16 protein-coding genes are annotated in these 12,194 nt (G+C 64.9%); all 16 read right to left on the bottom strand.

Annotated features, from left to right (window positions below; all coding sequences use genetic code 11):
* Positions 1-11 precede the first annotated feature (11 nt).
* On the bottom strand, positions 12-695 hold the full coding sequence (locus AC1DYP_RS15875) for a hypothetical protein (protein WP_477047147.1): 684 nt from the start codon (positions 693-695) through the stop codon (positions 12-14).
* On the bottom strand, positions 696-938 hold the full coding sequence (locus tag AC1DYP_RS15870; protein WP_477047146.1) for a hypothetical protein: 243 nt from the start codon (positions 936-938) through the stop codon (positions 696-698).
* Between the two features lie 3 nt (positions 939-941).
* Positions 942-1,637, bottom strand: a complete 696-nt coding sequence (locus tag AC1DYP_RS15865) for a hypothetical protein (protein ID WP_477047145.1) — start codon at positions 1,635-1,637, stop codon at positions 942-944.
* Positions 1,638-1,728: 91 nt separating this feature from the next.
* A complete protein-coding gene (locus AC1DYP_RS15860) occupies positions 1,729-2,637 on the bottom strand; it encodes a hypothetical protein (RefSeq protein ID WP_477047144.1) in 909 nt (302 codons plus the stop codon).
* Between the two features lie 3 nt (positions 2,638-2,640).
* Positions 2,641-3,219, bottom strand: a complete 579-nt coding sequence (locus AC1DYP_RS15855; protein WP_477047143.1) for a hypothetical protein — start codon at positions 3,217-3,219, stop codon at positions 2,641-2,643.
* Between the two features lie 18 nt (positions 3,220-3,237).
* Positions 3,238-3,708, bottom strand: a complete 471-nt coding sequence (locus tag AC1DYP_RS15850) for a hypothetical protein (protein WP_477047142.1) — start codon at positions 3,706-3,708, stop codon at positions 3,238-3,240.
* Complete coding sequence (locus AC1DYP_RS15845; RefSeq protein WP_477047141.1) at positions 3,705-4,574, bottom strand: hypothetical protein; 870 nt, start codon at positions 4,572-4,574, stop codon at positions 3,705-3,707. Before AC1DYP_RS15845 ends, AC1DYP_RS15850 begins: the two co-directional genes overlap by 4 nt.
* The gene (locus AC1DYP_RS15840) at positions 4,574-4,891 is read right to left on the bottom strand and encodes a GroES family chaperonin (RefSeq protein WP_477047140.1); all 318 of its coding nucleotides are present in this window, start codon (positions 4,889-4,891) and stop codon (positions 4,574-4,576) included. Before AC1DYP_RS15840 ends, AC1DYP_RS15845 begins: the two co-directional genes overlap by 1 nt.
* Positions 4,892-4,988: 97 nt before the next feature.
* Positions 4,989-7,112, bottom strand: coding sequence for a hypothetical protein (locus tag AC1DYP_RS15835; protein ID WP_477047139.1), 2,124 nt, complete (start codon positions 7,110-7,112; stop codon positions 4,989-4,991).
* A 28-nt stretch (positions 7,113-7,140) separates the two neighbouring features.
* Positions 7,141-8,715, bottom strand: coding sequence for a hypothetical protein (locus AC1DYP_RS15830; RefSeq protein ID WP_477047138.1), 1,575 nt, complete (start codon positions 8,713-8,715; stop codon positions 7,141-7,143).
* The gene (locus AC1DYP_RS15825; RefSeq protein WP_477047137.1) at positions 8,696-8,983 is read right to left on the bottom strand and encodes a hypothetical protein; all 288 of its coding nucleotides are present in this window, start codon (positions 8,981-8,983) and stop codon (positions 8,696-8,698) included. Before AC1DYP_RS15825 ends, AC1DYP_RS15830 begins: the two co-directional genes overlap by 20 nt.
* A gap of 118 nt (positions 8,984-9,101) precedes the next feature.
* Positions 9,102-9,743, bottom strand: a complete 642-nt coding sequence (locus AC1DYP_RS15820; protein ID WP_477047136.1) for a GIY-YIG nuclease family protein — start codon at positions 9,741-9,743, stop codon at positions 9,102-9,104.
* An 80-nt stretch (positions 9,744-9,823) separates the two neighbouring features.
* Complete coding sequence (locus AC1DYP_RS15815; protein WP_477047135.1) at positions 9,824-10,258, bottom strand: hypothetical protein; 435 nt, start codon at positions 10,256-10,258, stop codon at positions 9,824-9,826.
* Complete coding sequence (locus AC1DYP_RS15810) at positions 10,255-10,890, bottom strand: hypothetical protein (protein WP_477047134.1); 636 nt, start codon at positions 10,888-10,890, stop codon at positions 10,255-10,257. Before AC1DYP_RS15810 ends, AC1DYP_RS15815 begins: the two co-directional genes overlap by 4 nt.
* Positions 10,887-11,114 carry a hypothetical protein gene (locus AC1DYP_RS15805; protein WP_477047133.1) on the bottom strand — a complete coding sequence of 76 codons (228 nt, stop codon included), beginning with the start codon at positions 11,112-11,114 and terminating at the stop codon, positions 10,887-10,889. Before AC1DYP_RS15805 ends, AC1DYP_RS15810 begins: the two co-directional genes overlap by 4 nt.
* On the bottom strand, positions 11,111-11,845 hold the full coding sequence (locus AC1DYP_RS15800) for a hypothetical protein (RefSeq protein WP_477047132.1): 735 nt from the start codon (positions 11,843-11,845) through the stop codon (positions 11,111-11,113). The genes AC1DYP_RS15805 and AC1DYP_RS15800 overlap by 4 nt, the downstream gene beginning before the upstream one ends.
* Between the last annotated feature and the right edge of the window lie 349 nt (positions 11,846-12,194).

The raw sequence follows: 12,194 nt of genomic DNA, 5'->3' as shown, positions 1-12,194 counted from the left end.
CGATGCTGAGATTAGAAGTGTTGGGCCGGCTGGAAGTAGGTCGGCTCGGTTTCCTGGCTGTCGGCGGTCAGGGCGCCGTAAAGCCGGTCAGCCTCGGCCTTGACTTCCTGGTAGTTCAGGTCGGCCGCGACTCCGAATTCCGGACCAAGACGCTTGGCCAGGCCGTAGGTCAGGGCGTCGAGCCATTCCTGCGGGACATCTGCCTCATCGTTGAGGCTGTCGACATCGTCGATCACGCGGGCGTAGGTGTATTCCAGGGTGGTGTTGGCCGCGTTCCAGGCGTCCGGCGTCTGCCAGATGTAGAGCGTGCGGGTCGAGCGTTGCGGGTCGAAGAACCACGTGTTCGGAAACCCCTGCGCCGACTTGGTGGGCAGATTGTTGTAGTCCTCGCGGCTGGCTGAGCAGAGCGGCGTGTCCAGGCCGGCGGCGCGACGGCGCACGGAGATCACCCGGCGCGCCAGAGGCAACTCATAGGCGGCCTGGCCCTGAACGAGAGGCTCGGAAGCGTCCTCGATCAGCCACAGGCGTTCGATCGTTCCCCAGGTCTTCAGCAGCATGGTCAACCGCTGCATGGCCGTTGCGGCTTGAGCGCCGCTCGGTTCGCGGCCGGCGGCGACCACGCCGATCATCCGCAGGGCGTCCGTACAGATGTCACGCGCCGTCAGGGTGAAGTCGGTGGACTCGGAGGTGGCCATCTACAAGTCCTCGGCCCGCACGGCGTTGGTGGCGATGAAGACGTCCGCCGACTCCGGCCGCGTGAACGGCACGGTGGGGTTGTCGGGGACGCCCCTCACGAAGTCCTGCGGATGGCGCTGCTCGGCCGACTGGCGGCGAACTCGGAGACCATTCCACTCAAGCACGGTCTCCGAGGCCCAGCATTCGAAGCCGGTCCGGTCGCAGATGACCTTCCAATCACCGATGCGCTGTTCGCCCTTCATGGCCTAGCGCTGCTTGCTGGCCAGGAGGTAGTCGACGCTCATGGTCTTGGCGACCGCCTCGCCGTTCTGGATGGCGAAGCTCACCGTCAGTTCGGTATCCGGCAGGTAGGTGCTGGAGGCGTCCAGCGTGCCCAGTTGCACGTCATTGACGAAGTACGTCAGCGCACCCTTGCCGTCGTAGTACCAGCCCACCGTCAGGTAGGTGTCGGCGACCACGGTGGCGATGGCGGTGGCCGAGGTCGAGCCGGTCGTGGCGTTCTTGCGGCAGATCACGTCCATGGTCGCCGCGCCGTCGGTCTTGAGGAAGTAGATCCCGTCGGTGACGTCGAGCGGCGTGGCGTCGGTGATCTGCAGACCGATCGCGAAATCCGACTGCGTGGCGTCCGAGACCTTGAACCTGGCCTTGAAGAACGCTTTCTTGCCGGCCTCCAACAGAAAGCCTTCGCCGACCTTCTGGAGCGCGTTCAGGTCGTCGTCGGCGGCCGAGTTGGTCAGCAGCAGCACGCCGCCGTCGGCGTCGGTCAGGGCCTGGGTAGCGCCGGCCTGCGTCTCGGTGACGACCCAAGCGCCAGCCGTATAGGTGTCGAAGTCGTCGAAATAGGTGTGCCAGCCGGTCGGATCGGGAAGCCCGAACTGGCCCAGCGTGGCGATGGCGCGCGCCGTGGTGACGCCGCCCGGGAAGCGGGTGGGAGAAGCCATGTCGATGTCCTTGGCGTTCGAGGCGAACGCGGCTCAGCGGCCGCGCCAGGGAAAATGGTGGGGAGGGCCCGAAGACCCTCCCCTTGCAGCGCTAGGCGCCGCCCGAACCGTAGAGGCCGCGGAAGTCGCTCCAGCCGAAGCTGTAGCGCTCGTAGCCCTTGAACTTCAGGTTCGAGGTGTCGAAGTCGTTGTCCTGGTCGAACTCGGCCGCCTCGCGCTCGAAGTGCTTGAGGCCGTCCGGCGCGTCGGTGCGGATGAACCAGGCGTCGGCGTCGGTCAGATAGTGGTTGACCTTGGCCCCTTCCGGGAACACGCCGCGCGAGCGCAGGGCGTTGATGGCGTTGTTGGCCGTGTCGTTCTGGCCAACCGACTTCAGGATGCGCTCGGCTTCGAAGACCAGGGCCGTCGGCACGATGAGCGACTTGGGCATGAGCTGGATCCGAAGACCCCGCTCATCCACCGCGTTCATCGATTGGACGACCAGATCCTCCAGGGCGGCTTCCGACATGTCGGCGGCGGTCGCCAACGTGTTGGACTGGTTGCCGGCCAGGGTCGGGTGAGCCGTCGAGAGCAGGGCCACGCCGTCCGCGCCGAGATACGACCCGGAGAACGCCCGGTTGTAGACGTTGGCGCCGACGTTCTCCTTGGTCTGCTTGAAGGACCGGGCCAACTTCTTCGTGCCGCGCATGGCGGACTTTTCGTAGAGGTTGTCCTTGATCGCCTCGCGAGTGACCACGAAGCCCAGCGAGTAGGCCACGTGGGTGTAGCGCGAGGTCAGGCCCTGGGCCATGGTGTCGTAGACCGTCGCCGAGCCTTGCGGCTTGATCGGAGCCAGACCCAGGCCGTAGACCAGTTGGTCCTCCTCGTAGGCCTTCTCCGATGTCTCGGTGTCGAAGAGGTCCCGATATTCCATCGGGTGATCCTTGTAGTCGGACCCCCAGATGGCGTTCAGGCCAGGCATCAGCAGCTTGGCGATATTGCCGGTGTTGATCACGCTCATGGCCTAGATCCCCGCGACTTGGTTGGCGAAGCGGTGACGGTTCAGGCGAACCAGCCATTTCGCGTTGGGGCCCACCTCGTTGTCGGCCCGATTCACCAGCCCGACGATTTTCACGTCGAGGGTGTTCGTGGTCGCCTCGGTGGCGTTGTTGAGCTCCATGGCCGACAGGCCAGAAACGGTGGAGCCGGTGCCCACGACGATATCGGCGTTGAGGCCGATGGCGTTGGCGTCCAGCGGCGTGCCGCCGGAGACTTCCTGGATCTCGAACAGGAGAGCCGGGTCGTCGGCCACCAGCACGAGGCGCTGGGTGGAGGCGGCGCGGTAGGTGAGCGAGGACGAGGTGACGGGCAGCACGCCCACCACGACGCCCTGGAACACCCCGCCGGTCGCCGATTGGGCGACGTCGGCATAGGTCACGCCGTCGATCACCTGAGAGGCGCCGGTGGCGGTGACGAGATCACCCACGAAGAGTGCGACGGCATCACCGGCGGCGGTCGAGTAGACCCGCGCGCCGCCGGTGTATGCGCCGCTGCTTCCGTGAGCCACGGGCTTGAGCCCGCCTTTCACATTGGCGTTGGCCATGATGGATATCCTTGGGGACTAGCCCCGGTTGATGGAGGAGCGGGTCGACGGGACGTAGGCGTTCTCGACCTCGCCCGTGGTGTCCGCGCTGGAGCGAATGGCTTCCTCGAACGGCTTCAGCCGCTCTTCCTTCTCGGCCACGCCGACTTCGAACTCGGAGACCGGAGTCTCCATGAGCACGAGCCGCGTGGGCGCTCCGTTCTGGTCCTTGCCCGCATGGCGCTCGATCCGAGTGCCTTGGCCCTGCGTGCGCCTGGAGCCTTCGCCTGCTTTTTCCTGCGCGAAGTCGTAGCCAAGCTCATGCATGTGGGCGATGCGGCTGGGGTCGTTCAGAACAAACCGCCGGACAAATCCGGGGCGCTGGGGAGCATCCAGCTTCAGGGCGAGACCGCCCACGGAGCCGCGCCGGCGGCGCAGCGACTTCGGCGCCTTGGCCGCCTCGGGGGCGGTTTCGGCGGTGATCGACGGGGTTTCTGCGATGTCGGTCATTGCGCGAAGAAGTCCTTGACGTAGTTGTCCCGGCTGAAGCCCTTGATCTGCGTGACGAAGCGGTCGCATTGGGCCTTGGCGTCGGGCGGGAGGTCGGAATAGGTCTTTCCGGCCTTGCGGGGCGGGGTGGCGCCTTCCACGGGCGCCGGAGCGGCGCGGCGCTGGTTCTCGAACTTGTGTGGAAACTCCACCTTGATGCGCTTGGACACCTCGGCGAGCTGCTTGACCGGGTCGACCAGGCCGGAGATCGCCAATTCCTCGGCGATCGCGTGGGCTGCAGCCGTCATCACCGAGTCCTTCTGGAACCACGGGTTTTCGGCCCGGAAATCGGTGATGTGCTGTGGCTCGCCGTCGTCCTGGCCCACCTTCGGGACCTTGGAGACCTCCTTGCCGAGGTCGACGATCTGCTCAGTCGTGGCGCGGACGCCCTCGACGTTGCCCTCGGCCGCGAAAGCGTCTTGTTGGGCGATCAGATCGGCCAAGGCGCGCTGGTAGGCCCGCTCCTCGGACTGGGTGTGGTAGTCGCCGAACTCCTTGAGGGTCTTTTCGAGCTTGTCGGTGCGCTTGTTCGCCTCGGCGAGCGCCTTTTCGAGCGCCTTGGCGTTTGCCTGGACGATCGGCAGAATTTCTTCGCCGCGCTTGACGAAGGTTTCGGCGTCGATCCACTTGGACTGGTCGCCCTTGAACTCGGCTTGCGGCCGCCAGCCCATGCGCGTGGCCTTGGCCTCGGCGGTTTCGGTGGGCGCGGCGTCTTCGGCCGGAGTTGCGGCAGCCTTGGCGACCTCTTCAACCGTTTCAGCGCCAGTCGCGGCAGCATCATCGGTGGCGAAGCAGATCGCGGCGCCGGACATGAGGGTGCGGGACATCATTGGGCCGCCTCCAGCCGCGCGATGATGTCCTCATCGTTGCAGAGGCGGTATTCCGCGCCGTCGTCGCCCTTGATGTTGATGCCGGCGTACTGCGCGATCACCACGCGCTGGCCGGGCTTGGGCTTGGTCTCGCCGCTGCTCCAGTCGTCGAAGGCCGAAGCCCCGACAGCGGTCACGGTGGCCTTGACGGAAGCGTACTTTTCCTTGTCTCGCACCATGTCGGGCCGGATGATCCCGCCAGCGGTCTTTTCTTCGACCGGGTCAGGACGCACGAGCACCTTCACGTCGAGAGGGATGATCCCACTGGCGTTCATGTCTTCTCTGTTTTCTTCGAGAGACCCGGTCTGCCCGGGTATCGGCCCACTACGGGCGGATTATTCGGCGTCTTCGCCGTCATAGAACGAGGCGACGTCAGACCAACTCAGGTCCGACAACTCCCCCATCAGCTTCGCCCTGGTCTGACTCTCCGGGGACAAGCTCGCCCCCGCCATCCATTGCTGCGCCAGGCTCGACTGCTGCTCCTTCAGGAACGCCAGGAACGCCAGGCTGAGCGGGTGGTTCTTCCACTCCTGGAATGTCTTCTCCGTGAACCGGGGGCTCGGCGTCATCTTGGGCTTCCTGCGCTGCGACTTCAGCCTGAGCCTCGCCCAACTCCGTTACGGCGGTGCCGTGAACCTGTTCGAGCAGCGCCAGGGCGCCGGGTGAGAGGCCGTGCTGTCCCGGGATCGTCTCTCCGTCCGGCCCCTTGGTGTCCTGGCCTATGCGGCTCAAGACCTCCAGGGCGTCGGCATAGGCCTTGGTATTGGTCGCCTTCGCCCTGGAGGCGTCCAGGGCGAACTGGCGCTCGGCCAAGTCCTGCCTGTCGTCGGCCTGGTCGACCTCGCGAGCCTTCAGCTTCAGTTCCTCGGTCTTCAGCAGCACTTCGGGCGGCGGCCCCGGAGGCGTCTTGGGCATCAGCCCCTTGACGTCGGAAATCCCGCCCGCCTCCAGGGCGCGCTTGTTGATCTCCATGTCGTCCAGGCCCATGCCTCGGAACTGCAGCATGTACTGAGCTCGGCCCAGGCGCTGCATGTCGGTGACGACCGTTGGGTCGGAGACCGGGATCACGTCCACGTCGTCGGCGCGGTAGTCGTCCTGTGCGACCACGCCCTGCTTGTCCTGGAAGTTGAAGTAGGCCTGCGGATCCAGATAGAGGCGGTTCAGGCGACGAAGGCAGGCCAACTCCCACTTGAGCGACCGATGGATGCGCTTGTAGATCGAGGTGTAGACCTTCAGACCCTGCTCGATCGCCGCCAGGGTGGTTCCGACAGCCTGATTGGAGCCCTGCGTCTCGCCGGTCAGGATGTCCTTGGTGTTGGTGATGTCCTTGGCCGCTTCGATCAGCATGCCAAGCAGCGAGAACAACACCGCCGAGGGCGCCGCGACCGGGAACGGGACGATGTTGTCCTTCAGCGATCCGCCGCTGGACGAGACCTTGTGCCACTTGCCAGGCGAGCGCTCCAGCTTGCCAGACTTGAGGGTGACACCCTCCCCGATCATGCCATCGGCGAGATTGGACAGGTGGCCGGCGTCGAGCAGCTGGTTGATGACGGCGTTGATGGACTCGTTGATCGCGTTGAGCAGCGAGCCGAACCCGATGTCGTAGTAAGAACCGTCCAAGCTAGGGATGAAGCTGTACTTGATGAAGTAGTCGGTCGGGGTGATCTTCACGACCACCTTGCCCTTCATCGTCACGCCGTCTTCGTCGTAGCGGGCGACGATGCGGACGACTTGCGAGGTCTCCTTGTGGACCGTGACGATGTACGGCTCGGGGTAACCGTCGCCGTCCAGGTCCCACAGCCGGTGCTGCTCGAGGAACTTGTGCGCCGCGTCTTCGTCACCATTGACGTTCGCGGCCTGGCCGATCTGGACCTCTCGCCAGATTTCACCGCGGAACCGCTCGGTGATCTGGTGGGGGTAGTACTCCATGACCTGCGTCATGCGCGGGCATTCGTGCTTGGCCCAGTAGTTGACGACCAGCTTGTCCGGCGTGATCAGTTCGGAGCGGTTGCGCTTGGCGACCGGATCGAACCACACCTTTCGGAACATGCAGCCGACGACCGGAAGCATGTGGAGCATGCGGTCGGTGTCGCCCTCCCACTCGACCATCTCCTCCAGGAGCTGGTAGGACATGTGGGTCGAGATGCGCTCGGCGCGGGCGGTCTTCAGGTCGCTCGGCTCGCCCAGCACCTTGCCCTTGACGACGTTGAACCCATCGACGATCGCCGCGTAAGAGCGCGAGCCGAACTGGATAGCCGCCGTCGTGACCAGCGGGTACTTGATGTTGGCCGCGTTCGGCCACGGGTAGGTTTTGATCTCCTTGACCTGCATGGCCAGCTTGACGGCCTGCTCGTTGATCTCGTCCCAACCCTCGGCCTTGCGGGAGTTGAGGTCGATCTCGTAGTCCTCGACCACCTTGCGGCCGATCTCGGCGAGCGTCTGGCTGTCCAGGTCGAAGGCCAGGTTCGGCGAGCGGATGTTGGCGATGATGTCCATGGGCCGGACGGCCCCGGCCTCGCCCTCCTCAGTATCCGCTTGTCGCATTGCGTTCACGGCCATGGGTGAAATCGTCCTCGTGGTCGTAAGCGTCCAACACCGGCGCAGCGAAGGTCAGAGCGACCGCGTCCCACTCGTCGGGCGAGCGGACACCGCGCTTCTTCATGTCTTCCTTGCTCTCCAGGAGCAGGCTTTGGTTCGTGTCTCGGTGGTAGCCGGGGCCGCAGGCGTCCGCCTGGAGCGCGTCGCTGTCGGGGATGTCGGCTCCGCCCTCGTCTTCGAGCCAGTCGCGTGAGTTGCCCCACATTTCCGCTCGACGATTCTTCGGGCCGGCCATCGGCCGCTTGTTCGCATCCAGCTTTCGCGGCGCGATGGGCGCCGATCCGAAGTTCACCAGCTTGACGCGCGCTCCGTAGTCCCAACTGACCAGGACGTCGTAGATGCCGCCGCCGCCGCCTGCGTCGATAAACACCATGGCCGGGCGATCCCGGTCGATGATGTCCTTGATCATCCCAGCGGCACGTAGCGTGTCGATCGGAGCCGGATCGCTCCAGACTTTGATCAGCTTGCGACCGCGCCGCCAGGCAACGGCGAACCTGTCGGTGCCCTCTCGCTTCGGATCGACGCCAATGACGAGCGGGCCGAACGCCTCACCGATACCCACCACATGCTTGCGAGCGCGTAAGACGACGTCCGGCTTGATGAAACTGTCGTGCCCTGTGGTCTGGAAAGCCTCAGCCGCCGTAGCCGGGTATTCCTGCTTGAAGAGCAGCGGGTCCTTCAACTCAGCGATCTTGGCCCGACGCCAGACCATCTGCCCCAAATCGGTTAGGCCGACAGTTCGGTAGAGCGAGAAATACTCGGCCTCTTCCTCGTCGAGCACGAAGCCGTCGGGAACGGTCCGTCGATACTCTGGCTGCCAGAACCACGGGATGAAGATGGCCTGATAGTCGCCGATCCCCGCCTCGGCCTGCTGCCAGCGCTCGTGGAACTCGCCGCCGACTCCGTTCGCGGTGCTCTCCAGGACGATCTCGGTTCCCGGCAAATCCGGGATAGCCTGCACGACGCCGGCGAAATGGGTTGGCGCGTTAGGCCAGAAGGCGACCTCCGAGCCGTGGAAGAGTTGAACCGTCTGGGACCGCCCCACGGCCTTGGCGCCGGCCGTCCCGACCGCGTAGCCGCTCTCCAGCTTGTCGAACAGCAGTTCCTTTGCGTTGGAGGCTCCGGTCGAGGGCTTCACCAGCGCCGGGCAGTGGCTGTGGTACCGATCCACCATGCCGAACAGGTTGTTCGTGGCGTCCTGCTCGTGGGTCAGGATGAAGACCCGCAGCCCCTTGCGATGCGTAGAGCGCCAGTAGTAGCGGCCTCCGAGATAGGTGCTGATGCCCTGCTGCCTGCCCTTCAGAACGAGAGCGCGAACCCTGCCAGTAGCGGCGCGCTGCTCCTCCAGCTTGGCGTGGAGGTAGAGTTGGGCCTGGTTTAGCTCCAGGGGCTCGATCGCCCCAGACTTGGACCGGATCTTCAGGCACTTGACGGCGTAGTGGGGGAAATCGTCGCGCAGGCGTCGGCGGATTTCCCTTTCCCTAGTCGTCAAGCTCGTCAAGGGCGGCCTCGTGGTTGAGCGTCATGCCGCCCGAGTGCTCGATGCTGGCCAGTTTGGCGTGGACGTAGGGTGCGGCGGCCTTGGCCATGTCGAGACGCTCAGAGCGCTCAGCGGCTTCGTCGCGCATGACCTGCAACATGAAGTCCAACGGCAGGATTCCGCCCTCTTCCGCCTTGGCTAGAGCCTTGGCCGTCGCCTTGTTGATGGCGCCGGGCTTGCGACCCGCCCCTTTGCGAGCGCCGCCACGTTTGATTTCGGTGTCGCTCATTTGATTTCCGGCCAGTTTTTCAAATGGGACGAGGTTTCGCCCGGCCGCGACGAAGCGCCAGGGTGCTATGTCAAGCCGTGGGTGCAGGGCTGTCGGGCGCGGGCGAAAAGTGATCGCGCTAGGCTGCGAGGTTCTTGGACCGCAGCGTCTTACGATGGTGATAGTAGGCAGCAAGTGCGTTCATTGCCAATGCGAGCGTTATGTAGCCATTTTCGATAGCCCGTCGATCACCTTTCAGCAGGATTTCGATGCGGTCTCCGGCGATAGCCACGCGCTTGAAGAGCTCCAGCGGCAGAAGCCCTGCGTGCTGCAAGATGTACCCATTCATGCACCGAACAGCCTTGGCGTCTCGCCTCGTTCGGTGCTCACTGAGGTAAAACTCGACCGCCTCGCGCGCTATGGACTCCAGAGGAGTGCGGGCTGCGATCCGCTCAATCAGGTCTCGATCCCGATCTTGTCGTTCTTGCTGGCCCAAAAAGCGCTCTGTGACCTCGTGAATAACCTCAGCGCAGAGATCGGCTGCTGCGCTCGCGTCGATGTTGAACCACTCGCCTCTGCGATGATGATCGATCAAGCGCCCATGAATCAGCCCCTCGATAGTTCCAGCGATCAGGGACGAGACCGGCAACGCCTTGTGGACGATTAGAGGGTCAGGGCACCCTATTTGCAGTTGGATAACGCGCGACGTTACATCCGCTGCGAACCCGATCTTGACCGGGTTGTCCTGCGTGCCGAGGATGTAAATGAAGCTGATGTTCATGTGGCTCCGCCGTTTGAGTTTTAGCGCAGACCTTGAACGTTTCGAAGGTGCAGTGTTTCGATTGAACGGTCAAGTGGCGCTTAGCGGCGCAGCACCGTGATTTCGCCACCGCTGTTTATATCCAGCATGATAGCTGCGGCTACGGCCTGTTCTGCGGTGGCGCCGGCGGCCATCGCACCGAGGGCCACGTCGGAGCCCGAGCCCCAGGCCGAGAAGCCGCCGTAGGGCTGGTTTACCCACTGCGATGATGGACCGAAGACTGCCACCGCGCCATCGGGCATGACGATGAAGCCCTCGGCCCAACTCTTGTCCGGATCGCCCATGTAAGGCGGCTGGCCCTTGCACCCGGTCATGAACCAGACACGGAAGGCTTGGCACATGTCGGCCGAACCGCTGGCGCCCGCCATTAGATTTGCCTTCTTGGCGATCTTGCAGACCGTGCCTTCGCGGTTGCCGTAGCGAGTCGATAGACTGTCAGCGGCCAAGACACCGTCACGGTAAGCGATGGTCGTCACGCCATCGCCCTCCTCGGCGCCCGATCCAGCTCAGCGTAGACCAGGGCCAGTTCCTTGCAAGCGTGGCGGACGGCGCCGGCCTGCGCCATCGCGTCCTCCTCGCCGGTGATGTACTGGACGATCGACCGCCAGGACTGGTGGTTGAGGCGAATGACGTCGGACGGGCTCGCAAGCTCTGACAGCAGCCATTGGGTGTGCCCGCCGAGTCTGGCTAACACGGCCTCGATTCGCTTGGCGGCCGCGATCATGGCGTCCGTGCGGTCGGTGGGGGCGTCGCAGTCGACCCTGTCGAAGTTGCGACCCCGGTCCTGCTCCCCCTTGCGGATGGTGATGTCGGTCTGGAGTCGGCGGGCGGCGACATAGCTGGCGGTCGGCATGCCGCTTTCGAGCGCCGCGAAGGCGTCCATGCGCTTGGCGGTCTGGACCTGGCGGGATTTGACCTTGTCCATCGTCACGGCGACGTTGGCGTTGGCAGGCATGGTCAGCGACGAGACGTTGGCGCCCCAGGCTTCCGGAGTCTTGTCGGCGACCTTCTCCCGGGCGCGCTGCTCGGCCTCCTCGGCTCGGCGCTTCACGGCTTGAGCCTGGATCTGCTCCGGCGTGGCGGGCTTGGGGGATCGGCGGCGGCTCATGCGGTCTTCTCGCTGTCCTGGGGCTTGAGATAGGTCGGGTCGTAGTCGGCCCTTACCGAATGGATGCAGCGGCCCAGCATGTTCGCCACGGCCTGCCAGCGGGTGGAGCCGTTGCGGGTGCAGCGCTCGATGATGCTGGCGGCCATCGGGTCGAAGGAACCCGGAGCCCTGGCCATGGAGGGCGCAACGGCGGGGCCGGCTTGCTTGGGGCGGTAGGCGGTCATGCTGCACGGTCCTTGGCGATCTTGGCTTTCATGGCCTCGGTGACGCCGGATTCAGTGGTGGGACCGGAGCTGTCGGGCAGATTGGCCTTACGAGCAGTGGCTTGCGCGGCCTTCCGGGCGTCGTCCTGAGCGATGTAGTCGCGCATCTGGCGCTGGACGCGGGCCTTGTCGGCGGCGCTGGGCTCCAGCCGGAGGCCGCCGATCTTCAGTTCCGGCAGCGGTACCTTGGGCCCGTCGTCGACCGGCGGCTTGTCGGCCATCTCGATAGCCTGGCGAGCGCGGTCGAAAGCCCGCACGGCGCGGTTCTCGGTCATCAGGGCGATCTCCCGAAGCTTGGCGGGCTTGGGGAGGAATTCGATCTTCGGATCCTTCAGGATCGCGTCCATCGCGGCCTTGAGGGCGGAGCCTGGCACATCGGCGAGAACGGTGTGGTAGTCGGCCCAGAACATCGCCCATTCGGCGTCCGTGCGCTCGGGCTGGCGGTAGGTGGCGAACTTGGCGCCGATGATCTGCTCGACCTCGTCGTTCGTCGCCGGCAGCGTGGCGCGGCCCCGGATCGCGGGCAGCACCCGGCGGCACTCGTCCAGCAACATCGGAGTCCTGGCGATCTCAGAAACTGCCCTCAGGTTCGATGGCTCGAAGGCGAGCAGCGAGTTGAGACCCGGCGACAGCTCGCTCAAGATTTGCCTGATGGCGCTCGAACTTGTCGGTTGGTGGGTGACGGCGTTCATGGGGTTGGCCCTGGGCCTGGGGTTGATGCTGTTCGGGTTCGTCCTTCCACCGGCCCTGGTTCAGCCAGGTCGCCGGGTGGGGGATCATGTCCGGTGGCCGGTCCAGCCATTGCCGCTGTCGGTCGCGGGTCACTCCGGCGACAAGCTGGCCGATCGTCGCTCCGCCACGGATCGCCGCCACGAACTTTCGCCGGGCGTCGTCCTTGCCGATCTTCCGGGGGTAGGTCGTCCAGAACAGATCGAACTCGGCGCTGTCCTCGCGTGCGGGTGTATTTATATCCCTACGGGTGGGGGTCGAACTCGGCGCTGTCCTCGCGTGCGGGTGTATTTATATCCCTACGGGTGGGGG

This window comes from Caulobacter sp. P1_D6 (assembly GCF_056406095.1).
Note: the sequence above shows the minus strand (reverse complement) of the source record. Positions and strands in the feature narration are given on the sequence as shown.